We start from the raw sequence: 19,754 nt of genomic DNA on the forward strand, positions 1-19,754 counted from the left end.
CATGGCCAAGACCTTATATCAGAAGCTGTACGATGCCCACGTGGTGTACGAAGCGCCGAACGAAACGCCGCTGTTGTATATCGACCGCCATCTGGTGCACGAAGTCACTTCGCCACAGGCATTTGACGGTCTGCGCGCCATGGGCCGCAAGGTGCGCCAACCTGGCAAAACCTTCGCCACTATGGACCACAACGTCTCGACCCAAACCAAAGACATCAACGCCAGCGGCGAGATGGCGCGTATTCAAATGCAGGAGCTGATCAAGAACTGTGCTGAATTCGGCGTCTCGCTGTATGACCTGAACCACCCTTTCCAGGGCATCGTACACGTCATCGGCCCTGAGCAGGGCATGACGCTGCCGGGCATGACCATCGTCTGCGGCGACTCGCATACCGCGACGCATGGAGCCTTCGGTTCACTGGCCTTCGGTATCGGTACCTCGGAAGTGGAACATGTGTTGGCTACCCAAACCCTGAAACAGGGTCGCGCCAAAACCATGAAGATTGAAGTCACCGGTGATGCCGCCGAAGGTATTACTGCCAAGGACATCGTGCTGGCGATCATCGGCAAAACCGGCAGCGCCGGCGGTACCGGTCACGTCGTGGAATTCTGTGGCAAAGCGATTGAAGCGCTGAGCATGGAAGGCCGTATGACCCTGTGCAACATGGCGATCGAAATGGGCGCCAAAGCCGGGTTAGTGGCTCCGGACGACACCACCTTTGAATACCTGAAAGGCCGTCAGTTTGCCCCAACCGGCAACAACTGGGAACAGGCCGTCGCCTACTGGCGCACCATGAAGTCAGATGACGACGCCAAATTTGATACCGTAGTGACCTTGCGCGCCGAAGACATCGCGCCACAGGTTACCTGGGGTACCAACCCAGGGCAGGTTATTGCCGTTAATCAGGCAATCCCGGCGCCGGAATCGTTCAGCGATCCGGTTGAACGTGCCTCGGCAGAAAAAGCGTTGGCCTATATGGACCTCAAACCGGGCATCAAGCTGACCGAAGTGCCGATCGACAAAGTGTTTATCGGCTCATGTACCAACTCACGTATCGAAGATTTGCGTGCGGCTGCGGCAATCGCCAAAGGCCGCAAGGTTGCCAATGGCGTACAGGCGATCGTGGTACCGGGCTCCGGCCCGGTGAAAGCTCAAGCGGAAGCGGAAGGCCTGGATCAAATCTTTATTGAAGCCGGTTTCGAATGGCGTCTGCCGGGCTGCTCAATGTGCCTGGCGATGAACAACGATCGTCTGAACCCCGGCGAGCGCTGCGCCTCCACCAGCAACCGTAACTTCGAAGGGCGTCAGGGCCGCGGTGGACGTACTCACCTGGTCAGCCCGGCGATGGCGGCGGCGGCGGCCGTTGCCGGTCATTTCGCCGATATCCGTGATATTCACTAAGGGGCTAACGTGTCTAAATTTACTCAACATATTGGTTTGGTCGTGCCTCTGGACGCGGCTAACGTCGACACCGACGCCATCATTCCAAAACAGTTTTTACAGAAAGTGACGCGTACCGGCTTCGGCCAGCACCTGTTTAACGACTGGCGCTTCCTCGATGACGCCGGCCAGCAGCCAAACCCTGAGTTCGTGCTGAACAAGCCGCGCTACAAGGGTGCCAGCATCCTGCTGGCGCGCGAAAACTTTGGCTGTGGCTCCTCACGCGAGCACGCTCCGTGGGCACTGACCGATTACGGTTTTAAAGTGGTGATTGCGCCCAGCTTCGCCGATATCTTCTACGGCAACTCGTTCAACAACCAGCTGCTGCCGGTTACTTTGAGCGAACAACAGGTTGATGAATTGTTCAAACTGGTCGCAGACAACGAAGGGGTCGAATTCGTGGTCGATTTGGAGAATCAGACGGTCAATGCCGGCGGCAAAAGCTACCCGTTTGAGATCGACAGCTTCCGCCGCCACTGCATGATTAACGGATTGGACAGCATCGGCCTGACGCTGCAACACGAAGCGGATATTTCTCGCTACGAGGCGCAGCAGCCCGCGTTTCTGAACTGATCAGCGGCTAATACCCTAAATAATTGGAGCTGCGGCAAGGCGGCAAGTAAGTAAATCCCCTGGAGCTTAGCGAACTAAGTGACAGGGGTGCGCTTACGCAGCCAACACAGCGGCAGCTTCAAGTATGACGGGTATCACCAGTAACCCAGCCACTTCCACCAGGCCCCGCCAATTAACATCCAAATCAGCAGGTTAATCACGCTCATCACAAAACCGGCTTTCCACCATTCGCCCAGCGTCACATAGCCGGAACCGAAAATGATCGGCGCCGTCCCGGTACCATAGTGGGTCAGTGACATCATCAGAGAAGACGAAAACGCCAGGATCAGGCCCAACAGCGCCGGTGGCGCCCCGAGCGCAACACCGGCGGCAAAGAAGGCGGCAAACATGGCGGTGACGTGTGCGGTGGTGCTGGCAAAGAAGTAGTGCGAATACAGATAGATGATGGTTAACAGCACGGTGCCGCCCACCCAGCTCATCCCCATATGATCAATACCGCTGCCCACGGTCTGCGACAGCCAACTAATCAACCCCAACTTGCCGAGGAAACTGGCCATCATCACCAGCGCAGAGAACCACACCACCGTATCCCAGGCCCCTTTGTGCTTCAAAACGTCTTCCCAACTCAGCACGCCGGTCGCCAACAGCACCGCCAGGCCAATCAGCGCGGCCGTGGTGGGGTTAACCGCCAGCGCCGGGCCGAAGATCATCGCCGGGATACCCGCCCACAGCACCAGTAGCAGAGCAAACACTGCCAGGGTGATTTTCTCCGGCAATGTGACTGGCCCCAAAGCCTGTAGCTTATCGCGAGCGAAGCGCGGCGCGTCCGGGGTGCTTTTCACCTCCGGTGGATACAACAGATAAATGACCAGCGGCATAACGATCAACGAACACACGCCCGGCACCAGAGCGGCAATTGCCCACATTGACCAGGAAAGCTCAAAGTTGCCGTGCGTACCCTTGGCGATCAGGCTGACGATCAGCGGGTTAGGCGCAGTCGCGGTGATAAACATCGCCGACGTGATGGGGTTGATGTTGTAATTCACCAGCGACAGATAGCGGCCAATTTTACCGGAGGTGTTCAGATCGGGCCGCGAGCCGAAGCTGTCGGCGATTGACTTCATGATCGGATGGATAATCCCGCCGCCTCTGGCGGTATTGCTTGGGGTGACCGGCGCCAGAGTGGTTTCCGCCAGCGTCAATGCATAGGCGATCCCCAACGTCTTCTTACCGAACAACGAAATAAAGTAGTAGCCAATGCGCGCGCCCAGCCCGGTTTTGTTCAGACTAAGCGAGATCATGATCGAAAAACCGATCAGCCAAATCAGCTGGTTGGAGAACCCGCTGAGCGCATCATTGAGCGCCGCGCCCGGTTTGCCGGGGTTAGTGACACCGGTTACGGCCACCAGTGCGATGGCCACGATGGAAACCGCACCAATCGGCATTGCCTTGCCAATGATGGCGATGATAGTGCCGATAAACAGCGCCAGCAGATGCCAGGCATTGGGCGCAACCCCTTCGGGAACCGGGATCACAAACCAGATAAGCAGAGCGACGACGACGGCACACAGGGAAGGGACAGGTTTGAGCGGTGTTAGTTTATCCATAACATACCCACTTTTCTAAACGGATCGGCATCTCAGCAGCAAGATGGGCGGGAGCACAGCGATCGGGCTCCGGTTTCGTTTAGCTTGGGCCGTTGGCGTAATGTTCTCAATGACATGCGTCAATATTGACGACGTTTAAACTCACACTTCTCGCACGCGGGCGCTCATCCATAACGCCGCCACCGCCAGCAGTGCCGCCAACCAATACACCGCGTAATGACCCAGGTTTTCCACCAACGCGCCCTGCAGCACCCCGGCCAGGATCACCCCGGTAGAAATACTGTTGGTAAACAGCGTTGTCGCCGCACCGGGCCGCCCTGGCATCAGGTCCTGGAAATAGAGCATGCCGATACCGGCGATGATGCCGATAAAGATAGCATTGAACAGCTGTAATACCATCAACGCCAGCTTGAACTTGAACACCACCAGCCCGGCATAAAACAGGATGCCTGCCACCACGGCGAACAGCATCATATTGCGTTTGCCGAAGCGCTTGACGTAATAACCGGCCAGCAGCATCGCCGGGATCTCCAGCCCGGCCGCCGTGCCCATCAGCAGCCCCGCCAGGTTCTCCGGCAGGCCCAGATCGGCGGTGATATACAGCGGCATGTCTATGATGTACATGGTATTGCAGGTCCACATCAGCACCGAGGCGATAAACAACCGCCTGACATCCGGGTTCCGCCAGGCGCTGACTGGGGCAATCGGTGCCGAAGGGGCTGCGATTAGCGTATCGGCAGGTTCTACCGGCGCGACACGCGGCACCGAAGGCAGCGTAAACCACACCAGCAATGCACAAATTGCAAAGGTCGCCGCGGCAATAACGAACATCACCGTAAAGCCGTAATTCAGCGCCAGCGTAAACGAAAGCGGCGGGCCAATCACCCAGGCCAACGACAGCTGCGCACGCATGACCGAACTGAACATCACCACTTCACGTGCCGAGCTGTCAGCATATTCCCGCGCCAGTGCGAAAATCTGTGGCATGGCGGTGTTGGCTATCGCCGACAGCAGCACCCCGGCCGTAATCAGCGTCAAATAGTCACGGTTGAAGGCAAAAAGCAGGCAGTTGCCGACCGCCATCAGGCAGCACACCAGGATCAGCTTGCGTCGATCGCCGCGCGTGTCCGAACGTTTGGCCAGCAGAAAACTGACCGCGATGCCGACAATGGCGTTAACGGTATAGAACAGCCCCACCCACAGCGGCCGGACCTTAACCTCGGTGGTTAAAAACAGGCTCAGGGTCGGCGCCAATAGCGCTCCGGCAATACCGGAAAGGAAAGCAATCAGCAGGAAAGCGGCAAAGACGGGATTAAAGCGGCGTGGCAGCCAATGCAGTCGTTTCATATCTTCGTCTCAGGCCCTTAATGCGGAAGACAGAACCTTAGGCCAAGGGGAAAAAATTGCAACAATATCCCCGCAGCCCACAATAAAAAAACCAGTGGGTATAACCCCACTGGCTGGTGAACAGCACCATTACTCAGAAACACTTTCGCTACCGAAGCCTCAGAGGTGCTCGCGGTATTGCTTGTCCGTCATTGACGCGATATCCCATTGGGTCAGGTGAGCCAACATCTCCAGCCGCGCCTGTTCAGGTACCAGTCCCAACCAGTCAGCATGTTGCCGGCGTACTGCGCTGAAGTAGCGCTGATAGAACTGTTTTGACAAGAAAACTTTCATCCGTCGCCCTCCCCCTTTCATTGAGGAAAATTATCGGCGTAATATAGGGAAAGATAAATTGATGGGTTACCGCCGGAGCCTTCCTCTTTTATGTCCACTTCCAGATTGCAACAGCAGTTCATTCGCCTGTGGCAGCGCTGCCATGGCGAACCGACCGAAACCACGTTACAGGAGCTGGCCGAAGTGCTCAGCTGCTCGCGTCGCCACGTGCGATCACTACTGGGCGCCATGCAGCAGCAGGGCTGGCTGACCTGGCAGGCAGAATCGGGGCGCGGCAAGCGTTCGCAACTGACCTTTCACTATACCGGTCTGGCGTTGCAGCAACAGCGTGCCGAGGAGTTGCTGGAGCAGGATCGTATCGATCAGCTGGTGCAACTGGTCGGCGATAAAAATGTGGTGCGGCAGATGCTGCTGTCCCAACTGGGCCGCAGCTTTCGTCAGGGTAAACACATCCTGCGCGTGCTCTATTACCGGCAACTGTACAATCTGTTGCCGGGCTCGGCGCTGCGGCGCTCGGAAACCCATTTGGCGAGACAAATTTTCAGCGGCCTGACGCGGATAAATGAGGAAAACGGGGAACTGGAATCCGATCTTTCTCATCACTGGCAAGCTTTAACGCCGTTGCATTGGCGCTTTTATTTACGCCCGGCCATTCATTTCCACCATGGGCGCGAGCTGGAAATGGAAGATGTCATCAGTTCGCTCAGCCGGTTGATGCCACAACCGCTGTTCTCCCATATCGAACGCGTGACGTCGCCGACGCCCTACGTGATTGACGTGCATCTGCACAGCCCCGATTACTGGCTGCCGTGGCTGCTGGGCAGCGTGCACGCCATGATATTGCCGCGCGAGTGGCAAAGCCTGCCGGAGTTCTCGCGCCATCCGGTCGGTACCGGCCCCTATAGCGTGGTGCGCAATCACCGCAGCCAGATGAAAATTCACGCCTTTGATGATTACTTTGGCTATCGCGCACTGATCGACGAGGTCAATATTTGGGTGCTGCCAGAGGTGACCGAAGAACTGGTACACTCCGGCGTACAGCTCCAGGCGGACGATACCGGGAAAAACGAGCTGGAAAGTCGACTGGAAGAAGGCTGCTATTTTCTGCTATTCGATCAGCGCTCCCCGCTGGCGGCCGATCCGGTCATCCGCAGCTGGTTATGCGAACTGATCAACCCTATTTCGCTCCTGAGCAACGCCGGCCCTGTTTATCAACGCTATTGGTCACCGGCCTACGGCATTCTGCCGCGCTGGCACCACAATCGCGCGCTGGCATTGCAGCCCAAACCGGCCGGATTGACCGAACTGACCCTGACCTACTACAGCGAACACTCGGAGTTCCACGCCATTCAGCAGGCCATCGAGCCGCTGCTGGCGCAGCACGGCATTAAGCTGAATATTCAGATTGTCGATTACGCTACCTGGCATAAAGGCGACGCGAGCACCGATTTGTGGCTCGGCAGCGCCAACTTTTATCTGCCGCTGGAGTTCTCACTGTTCGCCACCCTGTATGAACTGCCGCTGATGCAGCACTGCATGAGTGAGGACTTGTCCGAAGATGCGGCGCTGTGGCGCGCCAATGCCCTGCCGCTGGCGGACTTTTGCCAACGTCTGGTCAGCGGCCATCAATTGCATCCTCTGTTCCACCACTGGCTGCAACTGCATGGCCAGCGCAGCATGCGCGGCGTGCGAATGAACACTCTGGGTTGGTTCGATTTCAAATCCGCCTGGTTTGCGCCGCCGGAAGCATAAGCACCTTTCACCGGCGCCCGTTAGTCTTTACAATGGCGCCGTCTCAACGGGGTGCAAAACGACAGCAGCGTAATGAAAACGCAAGCGGCCGGTTTTGCTGAGAACAAACCCGTCGAACCTGATCCGGTCAATACCGGCGGAGGGATTTGAGCCCAGCGATCCGGCATCAGCCGCTTGCCCCCTCAGATACCCTTGCCCCCCTAAATTTTCAGGAGTGCAAAGTGGTCAAAAAAAGCCTGCCCTTGTTACTGTTGCTGTGCGCCGCACCGGTGTTCGCCAAGCCCACGCTGACGGTCTACACCTACGATTCCTTCGCCGCTGACTGGGGCCCTGGCCCGGCGGTCAAAAAAGCCTTTGAGGCCCAGTGCGATTGCGAGCTGAAATTTGTCGCGCTGGAAGACGGTGTCTCACTGCTTAACCGCCTGCGCATGGAAGGCAAAAACAGCGACGCCGACGTGGTGCTGGGGCTGGACAACAACCTGCTGCAGGCGGCGCAGCAAACCGGGCTATTCGCACCAAGCGACGTCGACAGCAGCAAATTGAGCGTACCGGGCGGCTGGCAAGACAAAACCTTCGTCCCCTATGACTACGGCTACTTTGCTTTCGTTTACAACAAAGAAAAGCTGAAAAACCCGCCCAAAAGCCTGCATGAGCTGGTCGACAGCAGCCAGAACTGGAAAGTGATCTATGAGGATCCGCGTACCAGTACCCCAGGTTTGGGTCTGCTGCTGTGGATGCAGAAAGTGTATGGCGATCAGGCACCGGCTGCCTGGCAGAAGCTGGCGAAGAAAACCGTCACCGTAACCAAGGGCTGGAGCGAAGCCTATGGCCTGTTCCTGAAAGGCGAAGGCGATTTGGTGCTTAGCTACACCACCTCCCCGGCCTACCATCTGATTGAAGAAAAAAAAGACAGCTACGCCGCGGCCAACTTCAGTGAAGGCCATTATCTGCAGGTGGAAGTGGCGGGCAAACTCAAGGCCGGCAAGCAGCCTGAGTTGGCGGAACGCTTTATGCAATTTATGGTATCCCCGGCGTTCCAAAACGCCATTCCTACCGGCAACTGGATGTACCCGGTGATCAAGACCTCACTGCCGGCCGGATTTGACCAAATGACCGTTCCGCAGACCGCACTGCAGTACAGCGCAGAAGACGTGGCCAAACAACGCAGCAACTGGATCCGGGCATGGCAAACCGCCGTCAGCCACTGATCCCGCGTTGGCTATGGCCGGGGCTGCTGGCCGTCGGCCTGATCCTGACCATCGCCGTGCTGGCGATGGGGTCGCTGTGGCGGCACGCGCCGGACAGCGATTGGCGTGGTATATGGCAAGACAGCTACCTGTGGCACGTAGTGCGCTTCACGTTTTGGCAGGCCCTGCTGTCCGCGCTGATCTCGGTGCTACCCGCGATCCTGCTGGCTCGGGCGCTCTATCGCCGCCGTTTCCCCGGTCGTCAGTTACTGCTGCGGCTCTGCGCCATGACGCTGGTGCTGCCGGTGCTGGTGGCGGTATTCGGCCTGCTCAGCGTATATGGCCGCCAGGGCTGGTTGGCAATGCTGTGTGGCTGGCTGGGCATTAACTACAGTTTCACGCCTTATGGTCTACAGGGCATCCTGCTGGCGCACATGTTCTTCAACCTGCCGTTGGCGACACGTCTGTTGCTGCAGGCGCTGGAAAACATCCCGGTTGAACAGCGCCAATTGGCAGCCCAGCTCGGCATGAGCGGTTGGCAGCAGTTTCGCTTTGTCGAGTGGCCGGCGCTGCGCCGTCAAATCCTGCCGAGCGGCGCGCTGATCTTTATGCTGTGCTTCGCCAGCTTCGCCACCGTACTGTCGCTGGGAGGTGGACCGCAGGCGACCACCATCGAACTGGCCATCTATCAGGCGCTCAGTTACGACTACGATCTCAGCCGCGCCGCGCTGCTGGCGCTGATCCAACTGTCATGCTGCCTGGGGCTGGTGATCTTCAGCCAGCGCCTGAGCCAGGCGCTGCCGGTCGGCAATACCCATGCCACTATCTGGCGTAATCCGGAAGACAGCCTGTGGCGACGCATCAGTGACTTTTTGCTGATTGCCGCCGCGTTGCTGCTGCTGTTGCCCCCACTGCTGGCGGTGATCGCCGACGGCGCCAATCAAACGATGGTTAGCGTCCTGAAGCAACAGGTGTTGTGGCAGGCATTGTTCACTTCGTTGCGCATCGCTCTGGGGGCGGGCGTACTTTGTGTCGTGCTGACCATGATGCTGCTGTGGAGCAGCCGTGAGCTGAAGCTGCAACAGAGACTGCGTTGGGGGCACGCGCTGGAGTTGAGCGGTATGGTGATCCTGGCGATGCCGGGCATTGTGCTGGCCACCGGTTTCTTCCTGCTGTTGAGCGACACCGTCGGGCTGCCGCAGTCGCCGTACGCGCTGGTGATCCTCACCAATGCGTTGATGGCCGTGCCCTATGCGCTAAAAGTGTTGGAAAACCCCATGCGCGACCTGGCCGAACGTTATAATCCGCTGTGCCTGTCGCTGGATATTCAGGGCTGGCAGCGGCTACGCTGGATTGAGCTGAAAGCGCTGCGCCGCCCGTTGGCCCAGGCGCTGGCCTTCGCCTGCGTACTGTCGATCGGCGATTTCGGCGTGGTGGCACTGTTTGGCAACGAACATTTCCGCACCCTGCCTTTTTACCTGTACCAGCAGATCGGCGCCTACCGCAGCAATGACGGCGCGGTCACCGCGCTGCTGTTGCTGTTATTGTGCTTCCTGCTGTTTACCCTGATCGAACGCTTACCGGGCCGCTCTGTCCGATAGATTTCAAGCTGCAGCAAGGCGGCGACTGAGCGCATTCCCAGGAGCTTAGTTCCCTAAGTGACTGGGATAAGTGAAGAAAGCCAACACAGCGGCAACGTGAAAGATGAAGGACATATGCTAAAGCTTGAAAAACTGACCTACCTGTATGAACACCTGCCAATGCGCTTCGACCTGCGTATTCAACCGGGCGAACGCGTCGCGGTGCTGGGCCCCAGCGGGGCGGGGAAGAGCACTCTGCTCAGCCTGATCGCCGGTTTTCTGCCGTCCGCCAGCGGCAGGTTGCTGCTTAACGGCAGCGACCACACCGGCACGCCGCCAGCCAAGCGCCCGGTCTCGATGCTGTTTCAGGAAAATAACCTGTTCGCCCACCTGACGGTAGCGCAGAACATCGGTTTAGGCCTGGATCCCGGCCTGCGGCTGAATGAAGAGCAGAAGCGGCAGTTGGCGCAAATTGCCCGGCAAGTGGGGCTGGAAGAACATCTTCCCCGCCTGCCGTCGCAACTTTCCGGTGGCCAACGCCAGCGTGCCGCCCTGGCGCGTTGCCTGATCCGCCAGCGGCCCATCCTGTTACTCGACGAACCTTTTTCAGCGCTCGATCCGGCTTTACGCAACGAGATGCTGCAACTGCTGCAGGAAGTTTGCGACCAGCGAAACCTGACGCTGTTGATGGTATCGCACAACCTGGATGACGCCGCACACATCGCGCCACGGACCCTGCTGGTGGTGGACGGCCGTATTTTTTACGACGGCCCGACGCAGGCGCTGCTGGACGGCAGCGCGCCGGAAGCCAAGGTGCTGGGCATTTCACACAAACCGTGATCTTCCGCCCGTTTTTTATGCTGTGCAAATAAACCAGTTGTGCGAATTTTTCGCCTGTGGTTTTATAAAAACCTGACTTTTTTTACTGATGATAAGGTTCCCTGTGATCGCATCCTCGCTGACTTCGACCCTACTAATTACCGCGCTACCAGCCGCGGTGGTCGTCGTGCGTGTGGTGGTGGTCGTCGGCAATGCGCCGTAGGGTCCGAATCAACGCATCGATTCCCAAACCCCGCCGGCGCAAACCGGGCGGGGTTTTTAGTTTTAGCCCCCTGCCCAGAAAAGCAAACCGGCCTTGAGAAAGGATAGGAACATGGCAATTTCGGGCACGCCACATCAAGGTAACCGCTTCACCGGCGCAGAGTTGATCGTTCATCTGCTGGAGCGTCAGGGCATCACCACCGTCGCCGGCATTCCCGGCGGCGCGGCACTGCCGCTGTATGACGCTCTGAGCCAAAGCACCCGTATTCATCACGTACTGGCTCGCCACGAACAGGGGGCGGGTTTTATGGCGCAGGGTATGGCACGCGCTAACGGCAAGGCGGCGGTTTGTATCGCCTCGAGCGGCCCGGGCGCGACCAATCTGGTCACCGCCATCGCCGACGCCAAACTCGATTCTATCCCGCTGGTGTGCATCACCGGCCAGGTGCCCTCTTCGATGATTGGCACCGACGCCTTCCAGGAAGTGGACACCTATGGCATCTCGATTCCAATCACCAAGCACAACCATTTAGTCCGCGATATCCGCGAACTGCCGCAGGTGATCTGTGACGCATTCCGCATCGCTGAATCCGGCCGACCTGGCCCGGTGTGGATCGACGTACCGAAAGATGTTCAAACGGCGGTTATCAGCCTGGACGAACTGCCGCCGATCGCCGTTCCCGATGCGGCGCCAACCTTTGAAGCTACCGCCGTGGCGCAGGCCGCCGCGATGATCAATCAGGCCAAACGCCCGGTGTTGTATCTGGGCGGCGGCATCATCTGCGCCAACGCCTATCAGCAGGCGATTGAGCTCGCTGAACGCGCCAACCTGCCCACCACCATGACGCTGATGGCATTGGGCGCCATGCCGGTGCAGCATCCGTTGTCGCTGGGCATGCTGGGTATGCATGCGGCGCGCAGTACCAACTTTATTCTGCAAGAGGCTGATTTACTGATCGTGCTGGGCGCGCGCTTTGACGATCGGGCGATTGGCAAGACCGAGCAATTCTGTCCAAACGCCAGCATCATTCACGTGGACATCGATCGCGCCGAACTGGGCAAGGTAAAGCAGGCCAATATTGCCATTCACGCCGACGTAGGCCAGGTATTGCAACAACTGCTGCCTCAAATCGAAGCGCAGCCACGCAGCGAATGGCTGAGTACCGTCAATGATCTCAAGCGCGAGTTCCCGTTCAGCATGCCTAACGCCGAAGATCCGCTGAGCCACTACGGGCTGGTGCTGGCTGCCGCGCGCTGCGTGGACGAAAACGCCATCATTACCACCGACGTGGGCCAGCATCAGATGTGGGTAGCACAAGCCTATCCGCTGAGCCGACCGCGCCAGTGGCTGACCTCCGGCGGGCTGGGCACCATGGGCTTCGGCCTGCCGGCGGCGATCGGCGCTGCCCTGGCCGAGCCGCAGCGCAAGGTGCTGTGTTTCTCCGGTGACGGCAGCCTGATGATGAACATTCAGGAAATGGCGACCGCCGTCGAACATGACCTGGACGTGAAAATTATCCTGATGAACAACCAGGCGTTGGGGCTGGTGCACCAGCAGCAAACGCTGTTCTACCAGCAGCGCATTTTCGCCGCCGCCTATCCCAAGCGCACCGACTTTATCAAGATTGCCGCCGGTTTCGGGATGGACACCTGCGATTTGAATGCCGCAGAAGATCCGCAGGCGGCACTGGCCGAAGCGATCCAACGTCCAGGGCCTTGCCTGATCCATGCGCTGATTGATATTAATGAAAAAGTTTTCCCGATGGTGCCGCCGGGCGCTGCCAACATCGACATGATTGGAGAATAAGCCATGTCAGAACAACGCAATAACCCACAGGTGATTCTGGAACTGGCGGTACGTAACCACCCTGGCGTGATGTCGCACGTCTGCGGCCTGTTTGCCCGCCGTGCCTTCAACGTGGAGGGCATTCTTTGCCTGCCGCTGAAAGACGGTAAACAAAGCCGCATCTGGCTATTGGTGGCGGACGATCAACGGCTGATGCAGATGATCAGCCAGGTAGAAAAACTCGAAGATGTGCTGCAGGTAAAACGCCACAGCGAAGACGTGCGGGTGTTTGAACAGCTGGAAGCCTTCTTCCAGTAAGGTGGCAGAACACCAAACCCTATCCACTATGGATTTCACGTGACAGCTAGGCGGCAAGAGCCTGAATCCCCAGGCGCTTACTTAGGTAAGTAACTGGGGTTTAGGGACGCAGCCAACAACGCTGCCGCTTGAAAGACAACGGGGATATCAGCCAGCCAACACCTTCCACAGCAGGTGACGGTAGACCGGCATCAGCGGTTGCTGGTGCAGATAATAAAAGGTGCCGATCGCCAATCCCCAGCTCAGGACGCAGGCTATCCGCAGACGTACCGGTGACAGCCACTTGCCAAGCCGGTCAGCGCTGCGTTTGCCTTCGCGCCACCATCGCCAGCTCAGCCAGGCGGCCAACCAAATCAATACCACTACCGCAAACAGCAACCACTTAAATAACGCACTGTTGGCGCTGGCAGGGATATCGATGGCTACGCCGGCCAAAATACCGGGGAAGAAATAGACTGGTGGCCAGGCAATACAGCCGATGATGTTAGGCAACGCGAATTTATACGGCGGCAAATCGAGCATGCCGGCCACCATCGGCACCAGCGGGCGCGTTGGGCCAACAAAGCGCCCAATCAGGATGGTCGCCATACTGTGTTGGTGCAACGCGTGCTCGGTCTTGTCCAGCATCGCTTTGTTCTTCTTCAAGAATGACCAGCGGTGCAGCGGCCCCTTGAAGGCGCGGCCGATAAAGTAAGAAATCCAGTCACCCAACAGGCAACCCACGATGCCCGCAGCCCAGGCATAATAGAAATCTACCTGACCGCTGCCGATCAACGCACCGATACTGGCCATCATGACCGTGCCGGGCAGCAACAGCCCCACCAGCGCCAGCGATTCCAGAAACGCGACAAACATGACCACCATCAGAGTGAAAGCCAATGACTGGGTGATCAAGTGCTGTAAATAGGCTTCCATTAAACCTCTGTTCGTTATCCAAAGCGCGTGGGCGTGGGATTGTCCGGTGCGGCCGGGAGCGAGTCAACCTGTGAATTGTATGCTTTTTTGGCAGAACTGTGCGGCCATGGACAATTACTGTATAAAAACCCATACTATAATTTATCTACCAGAACCAAAGCTTTCGCAAACAGCCAACGACACCACGCCTTGAGCATCAGGGGAATACCCAATGGATTTCAAGTTGCGGCTAGGCGGCAAGAGCGAGAGTCCCCAGGAGCTTACTCAAGTAAGTGACTGGGGTGAACGCACGCAGCCAACAACGCCGCAGCTTGAAATACGAAGGGTATATGATGTCACTCCAACAGGGCTTTCTGCTCACCCGCCACTGGCGTGATACGCCTGCCGGCACCGAGGTGGAGTTTTGGCTGGCGACCGACAATGGGCCGCAGCAACTTCGTCTGGCGCCGCAGACCTCCGTAGCTTTTATCCCGGCCGAACAGCGCCAGCGCGCTGAACTGCTGCTGCGTGAGGAGCGGCAACTGGAGCTGAAACCCCTGCCGTTGACTGACTTTCACCATCGCCCGGTAGTGGGGCTTTACTGCCGTCAGCACCGCCAATTGATCAAGCTGGAAAAGTTGCTGAAAGACGGCGGCGTCAATGTCTACGAGGCCGATATCCGGCCACCGGAACGCTACCTGATGGAGCGTTTCATCACCGCACCGGTGTGGTTCAGCGGCCAGGCCAACGGCAACGGCCCGCTGCAGGGCGGCCAAATGAAACCGGCGCCGGAATACCGCCCAACCTTGAAGCTGGTCTCCCTGGACATTGAAACCACCGCCCACGGCGAGCTGTACTCGATTGCCCTGGAAGGCTGCGGCCAGCGCCAGGTTTACATGCTTGGGCCCGCCAACGGCGGCAATGAACCACTGGATTTTGAGTTGGAGTACTGCGTCAGCCGTCCGCAAATGCTGGAACGGCTGAACCAATGGCTTGAGCGACACGATCCCGACGCCATTATTGGCTGGAACCTGGTGCAGTTCGATTTGCGCGTGCTGCAAAAACACGCCGAACGCTATCAGATCCCGCTGCGACTGGGCCGTGGCGGCAACCTGCTGGAGTGGCGCGAACACGGTTTCAAACAGAATCACTTTTTCGCTTCCGCTGCCGGTCGCCTGATTATCGACGGCATTGAAGCGCTGAAATCCGCCACCTGGAACTTTCCGTCGTTCAGCCTGGAACACGTGTCGCAAACGCTGCTGGGAGAAGGCAAGTCTATCGATAACCCTTACCAGCGCATGGCAGAAATCGACCGGCGCTTTGCCGAAGACAAGCCCGCGCTGGCGCGTTACAACCTGAAAGACTGCGAACTGGTTACGCGAATTTTTGCCAAAACCGAGTTGCTGACCTTCCTGCTGGAACGCGCCACGGTTACCGGGCTGGCAGCCGACCGCAGCGGCGGTTCGGTGGCCGCCTTCAGCAATCTGTATATGCCGCGCATGCACCGGCTGGGCTTTGTGGCCCCCAACCTGGGTGAACAGCCCGAGGAACACAGCCCCGGCGGTTTTGTGATGGATTCGCAACCCGGCCTGTATGACTCGGTGCTGGTGCTGGATTACAAGAGCCTGTATCCCTCAATCATCCGCACCTTCCTGATCGATCCGGTCGGCTTGGTCGAAGGCATGCGAAACCCAGGCGATGCGGACTCGGTGCCCGGTTTTCGCCACGCGCGTTTTTCACGCAGCAAGCACTGTTTGCCGGCGATCGTCGAGCAGATCTGGCAAGGCCGTGAAGCGGCGAAACGTCAACAGAACAAAGCCTTGTCGCAGGCCTTAAAGATCATCATGAACGCGCTGTATGGCGTATTAGGATCGAGCGGCTGTCGTTTTTTCGATCCCCGATTAGCCTCGTCGATCACCCTGCGCGGCCATGAAATCATGCGGCAAACGCGCGAGCTGATCGAGGCGCAGGGGTATCAGGTGATCTACGGCGATACCGACTCGACCTTCGTTTGGCTCAAACAACCGCATGACGAGCAGCAAGCGGCGCAAATAGGCCAAAAGCTGGTGCAACAGGTGAACCAATGGTGGCAACAGCATTTGCAGCAAGAGTACGGGCTGGAAAATGCGCTGGAACTGGAGTTTGAAACCCATTACTCACGTTTCCTGATGCCCACCATTCGCGGCGCCGAGCAGGGCAGCAAAAAACGTTACGCGGGGCTGATCACCCAACCGGACGGCAGCGAAGAGATGGTCTACAAGGGATTGGAAACGGTGCGCACCGACTGGACACCGCTGGCACAGCAGTTTCAGCGCCTGCTGTATCAACGCATTTTTAAACGCCAGCCCTACCAGGATTTTGTGCGTGAATACGTTAGTCAAACGCTTAACGGCGATTTCGACGATCGGCTGGTCTACCGCAAGCGTCTGCGCAGAAAGCTGGACGACTATCAGCGCAACGTTCCACCGCATGTGCGCGCGGCACGTATCGCCGACGACTATAATCGTCAGCAGGGACGACCGTTGCAATACCAAAACGGCGGCTGGATCAGCTATGTCATGACCGTGGCCGGGCCGGAGCCGCTGGAGACCCAGCAGTCGGCGATTGATTATCCCCATTATCTGGAGCGCCAGCTGCAGCCGGTAGCAGACGCTATACTGCCATTTTTACATGACGATTTTACCACGCTGGTGACCGGGCAGATGGGACTGTTTTAACATTCCGCCCGCCAGCAGGGTTTGGTGAAGGGTTAAGAAAAATCATCGGGTTTTGCAGGTGACGAACGCGCCGCCTTCCATTACCATAGCGCCCTTCCCAAATTCTGGACCCACACACCCCCCATGTCGTCTGACGATGTATGCATGGGATGAATAGCTATTGCCCGCCATATTAAAATAAATCGGGATTAGCAGACGTTTGATACGGGTGCCGCGGCCCTTTCCGCCCGGTAACAAGACTTACTTAAAAGAATCGAGCCGACAATATATGCCTTTTACACTTGGTCAACGCTGGATCAGCGATACGGAAAGCGAATTAGGACTGGGAACCGTCGTGGCGCTGGATGCGCGCATGATTACCCTGCTTTTCCCCGCAACCGGTGAAAACCGCCTCTACGCCAGAAATGACTCGCCAATCACCCGCGTGATGTTCAACCCGGGCGACACCATCAGCAACCACGAAGGGTGGGAACTGCAGGTCGAAGAGGTCAAAGAGGATAACGGTCTGCTGACCTATATCGGCACCCGCCTGGATACCCAGGAGAGCGGTGTGGCGATGCGCGAAGTGCTGCTGGACAGCAAATTGACCTTCAGCAAACCGCAGGACCGCCTGTTTGCCGGCCAGATCGACCGTATGGACCGTTTCGCCCTGCGTTTCCGCGCGCGTAAATACCAGAGCGAGCAGTATCGCCTGCCGTTCGCCGGCCTGCGTGGCATGCGTGCCAGCCTGATCCCGCACCAGTTGCATATCGCCTATGAAGTCGGCCAGCGTCATGCGCCGCGCGTTTTGTTGGCGGACGAAGTTGGATTGGGTAAAACCATCGAAGCCGGGATGATTATCCACCAGCAGTTGCTGGCAGGCCGCGCCGAGCGCGTATTGATCGTGGTGCCGGAAACCCTGCAGCACCAGTGGCTGGTCGAAATGATGCGCCGCTTCAACCTGTATTTCTCTCTGTTTGACGACAGCCGTTACTCAGAGGCCAAACTCGACAGCAGCAACCCGTTCGAAACCGAACAGCTGGTGATCTGCTCGCTGGACTTCGTACGCCGCAACAAGCAGCGCCTGGAAGAACTGGCCGATGCCCAGTGGGATCTGTTGGTGGTGGATGAAGCGCACCATCTGGCCTGGAGCGAAGATGCGCCGAGCCGTGAATACCAGGTGATCGAACAACTGGCAGAACACATTCCCGGCGTGCTGCTGCTGACCGCAACGCCAGAGCAACTTGGCCAACAAAGCCACTTCGCCCGTCTGCGCCTACTGGATCCGAACCGTTTCCACGACTACCACGATTTTGTTGCCGAACAGCAAAAATATCGCCCGGTGGCCGATGCCGTTACCTTGCTGCTCAGCGGTGAGCGCCTGGCCGACGACAAGCTGAACCTGCTCGGCGAGCTGATCGACGAACAAGACATTGAACCGCTGCTGAAAGCCGCCAACAGCGACGGTGAAAACAGCGAGCAGGCGCGTCAGGAACTGGTCACCATGCTGATGGACCGCCACGGCACCAGCCGCGTGCTGTTCCGTAACACGCGCAACGGCGTCAAAGGCTTCCCGCACCGCAACCTGCACCAGATCAAACTGCCGTTGCCGACCCAGTACCAGACCGCCATTAAAGTGTCCGGCATCATGGGCGCGAAGAAAACCGTTGAGGCGCGCGCACGCGACATGCTCTATCCAGAGCAAATCTATCAGGAATTCGAAGGCGAGAACGCCACCTGGTGGAACTTCGATCCTCGCGTTGAATGGTTACTGAACTATCTGGTGACCAATCGCCACGAAAAAGTGCTGGTGATCTGCGCCAAGGCCGCCACCGCGCTGCAATTGGAGCAAGTGCTACGGGAACGTGAAGCTATCCGTGCCGCCGTGTTCCACGAAGGCCTGTCGATTATCGAACGCGACCGCGCCGCCGCTTACTTCGCCTCCGAAGAAGACGGTGCCCAGGTGCTGTTGTGTTCCGAGATCGGCTCCGAAGGCCGTAACTTCCAGTTCGCCAGCCATCTGGTGATGTTCGACCTGCCGTTCAACCCGGACCTGCTGGAACAGCGTATTGGCCGTCTGGACCGTATCGGCCAGATGCATGACATTCAAATCATGGTGCCGTACCTGGAGAACACCGCTCAGGCAGTTCTGGGCCGCTGGTTCCACGAAGGGCTCGATGCCTTCGAGCATACCTGCCCGACCGGCCGTACCATTTACGACAGCGGCTACGAGCAGCTGATCGCTTTCCTGGCTTCGCCGACCGAGCAGGAAGGGCTGGACGAGTTCATTCACGCCTGCCGCCAGCAGCACGATCACCTGAAAATGCAACTGGAGCAGGGCCGTGACCGCCTGCTGGAAATGCACTCCAACGGCGGCGAGAAAGCGCAGGCGCTGGCGGAAGCCATTGCCAATCAGGACAACGACGTCAATCTGGTGGGCTTCGCGCTGAACCTGTTCGACATCGTCGGCATCAATCAGGACGATCGCAGCGACAACCTGATTGTTCTGACGCCGTCCGACCACATGTTGGTGCCCGACTTCCCGGGTCTGCCGCAGGACGGCTGTACCGTCACCTTCGATCGCGAACAGGCCCTGTCGCGTGAGGATGCCCAGTTCGTCAGTTGGGAACACCCGATTATCCGCAACGGCCTGGATTTGATCCTGTCCGGCGATACCGGCAGCTGTGCAGTTTCTCTGTTGAAAAACAAGGCACTGCCGGTCGGTACCCTGCTGGTCGAGCTGGTGTATGTGGTCGAAGCGCAGGCGCCGAAACATCTGCAGCTGACTCGCTTCCTGCCGCCAACGCCAATCCGCATGTTGATGGATCGCAAAGGCACCAATCTGGCAGCGCAGGTTGAATTCGAAAGTTTCAACCGCCAGTTGAACGCGGTCAACCGCCATACCTCCAGCAAGCTGGTCAATGCGGTGCAACAGGATGTGCATGCCATGTTGCAACAGGCGGAAAGCCTGGTTGAAGAACAGGCTCGCGCCCTGATCGAGCAGGCCAAACAGGAAGCGGATGACAAGCTGAGCACCGAGCTGGCTCGTCTGGAAGCCCTGAAGGCGGTCAACCCGAATATTCGTGATGACGAGGTAGAAACGCTGGAGTTCAACCGCAAGCAGGTGCTGCTCAACCTGAATGAGGCGGGATGGCGTCTGGATGCAATCCGTCTGGTGGTCGTCACTCACCAGTAACCC

15 protein-coding genes and 1 riboswitch are annotated in these 19,754 nt (G+C 58.1%); of the genes, 11 read left to right on the forward strand and 4 right to left on the reverse strand.

All coding sequences use genetic code 11. From position 1 onward, the window contains the following. The first annotated feature begins 1 nt into the window (after position 1). On the forward strand, positions 2 to 1,402 hold the full coding sequence (gene leuC, locus M2407_RS18685; RefSeq protein WP_046374527.1) for a 3-isopropylmalate dehydratase large subunit: 1,401 nt from the start codon (positions 2 to 4) through the stop codon (positions 1,400 to 1,402). 9 nt (positions 1,403 to 1,411) lie between these two features. Then, positions 1,412 to 2,014, forward strand: coding sequence for a 3-isopropylmalate dehydratase small subunit (gene leuD / locus M2407_RS18690; RefSeq protein ID WP_020825194.1), 603 nt, complete (start codon positions 1,412 to 1,414; stop codon positions 2,012 to 2,014). Between the two features lie 134 nt (positions 2,015 to 2,148). Here the strand turns inward: leuD and M2407_RS18695 are convergent, their stop codons facing one another. The 3 genes from M2407_RS18695 to sgrT all read right to left on the reverse strand — a co-directional run bounded on the left by M2407_RS18695 (position 2,149) and on the right by sgrT (position 5,301). Next, positions 2,149 to 3,621 carry a DASS family sodium-coupled anion symporter gene (locus M2407_RS18695; RefSeq protein WP_046374528.1) on the reverse strand — a complete coding sequence of 491 codons (1,473 nt, stop codon included), beginning with the start codon at positions 3,619 to 3,621 and terminating at the stop codon, positions 2,149 to 2,151. A gap of 141 nt (positions 3,622 to 3,762) precedes the next feature. Further along, entirely contained in the window at positions 3,763 to 4,968 is a 1,206-nt protein-coding gene (locus M2407_RS18700) for a sugar efflux transporter (RefSeq protein ID WP_128865013.1), read from the reverse strand. Positions 4,969 to 5,127: 159 nt separating this feature from the next. Then, entirely contained in the window at positions 5,128 to 5,301 is a 174-nt protein-coding gene (gene sgrT / locus M2407_RS18705) for a glucose uptake inhibitor SgrT (protein ID WP_020825191.1), read from the reverse strand. Positions 5,302 to 5,391: 90 nt separating this feature from the next. On the opposite strand from sgrT, the gene sgrR reads away from it, so the two are divergent. The 7 genes from sgrR to ilvN all read left to right on the forward strand — a co-directional run bounded on the left by sgrR (position 5,392) and on the right by ilvN (position 12,965). After that, positions 5,392 to 7,053: an HTH-type transcriptional regulator SgrR gene (gene sgrR / locus M2407_RS18710; protein WP_046374530.1), complete on the forward strand. Its 1,662-nt coding sequence runs from the start codon at positions 5,392 to 5,394 to the stop codon at positions 7,051 to 7,053. 37 nt (positions 7,054 to 7,090) lie between these two features. After that, positions 7,091 to 7,216, forward strand: a riboswitch (TPP riboswitch). A 58-nt stretch (positions 7,217 to 7,274) separates the two neighbouring features. Further along, the gene (thiB, locus tag M2407_RS18715; protein ID WP_259218888.1) at positions 7,275 to 8,261 is read left to right on the forward strand and encodes a thiamine ABC transporter substrate binding subunit; all 987 of its coding nucleotides are present in this window, start codon (positions 7,275 to 7,277) and stop codon (positions 8,259 to 8,261) included. Further along, entirely contained in the window at positions 8,237 to 9,841 is a 1,605-nt protein-coding gene (gene thiP, locus M2407_RS18720; RefSeq protein ID WP_259218889.1) for a thiamine/thiamine pyrophosphate ABC transporter permease ThiP, read from the forward strand. Before thiB ends, thiP begins: the two co-directional genes overlap by 25 nt. 114 nt (positions 9,842 to 9,955) lie before the next feature. Continuing rightward, the gene (thiQ, locus tag M2407_RS18725; RefSeq protein WP_128865034.1) at positions 9,956 to 10,660 is read left to right on the forward strand and encodes a thiamine ABC transporter ATP-binding protein ThiQ; all 705 of its coding nucleotides are present in this window, start codon (positions 9,956 to 9,958) and stop codon (positions 10,658 to 10,660) included. Positions 10,661 to 10,748: 88 nt separating this feature from the next. Beyond that, positions 10,749 to 10,862: an ilvB operon leader peptide IvbL gene (ivbL, locus tag M2407_RS18730; protein ID WP_218167600.1), complete on the forward strand. Its 114-nt coding sequence runs from the start codon at positions 10,749 to 10,751 to the stop codon at positions 10,860 to 10,862. A 111-nt stretch (positions 10,863 to 10,973) separates the two neighbouring features. Continuing rightward, complete coding sequence (gene ilvB, locus M2407_RS18735; RefSeq protein ID WP_020825186.1) at positions 10,974 to 12,668, forward strand: acetolactate synthase large subunit; 1,695 nt, start codon at positions 10,974 to 10,976, stop codon at positions 12,666 to 12,668. 3 nt (positions 12,669 to 12,671) lie between these two features. After that, positions 12,672 to 12,965 (forward strand): acetolactate synthase small subunit, encoded by a 294-nt coding sequence (ilvN, locus tag M2407_RS18740; RefSeq protein ID WP_116691300.1) that lies wholly within the window; start codon positions 12,672 to 12,674, stop codon positions 12,963 to 12,965. A 147-nt stretch (positions 12,966 to 13,112) separates the two neighbouring features. On the opposite strand, the gene M2407_RS18745 is transcribed toward ilvN, so the two are convergent. Further along, positions 13,113 to 13,880 carry a DedA family protein gene (locus tag M2407_RS18745; protein WP_130016174.1) on the reverse strand — a complete coding sequence of 256 codons (768 nt, stop codon included), beginning with the start codon at positions 13,878 to 13,880 and terminating at the stop codon, positions 13,113 to 13,115. 332 nt (positions 13,881 to 14,212) lie between these two features. On the opposite strand from M2407_RS18745, the gene M2407_RS18750 reads away from it, so the two are divergent. Then, on the forward strand, positions 14,213 to 16,576 hold the full coding sequence (locus M2407_RS18750; RefSeq protein WP_162302928.1) for a DNA polymerase II: 2,364 nt from the start codon (positions 14,213 to 14,215) through the stop codon (positions 16,574 to 16,576). 268 nt (positions 16,577 to 16,844) lie between these two features. Continuing rightward, positions 16,845 to 19,751 (forward strand): RNA polymerase-associated protein RapA, encoded by a 2,907-nt coding sequence (gene rapA / locus M2407_RS18755; RefSeq protein ID WP_201895748.1) that lies wholly within the window; start codon positions 16,845 to 16,847, stop codon positions 19,749 to 19,751. Positions 19,752 to 19,754: the final 3 nt, after the last annotated feature.

Source organism: Serratia sp. BIGb0234 (assembly GCF_024809915.1).
Lineage (GTDB): Bacteria > Pseudomonadota > Gammaproteobacteria > Enterobacterales > Enterobacteriaceae > Serratia > Serratia liquefaciens.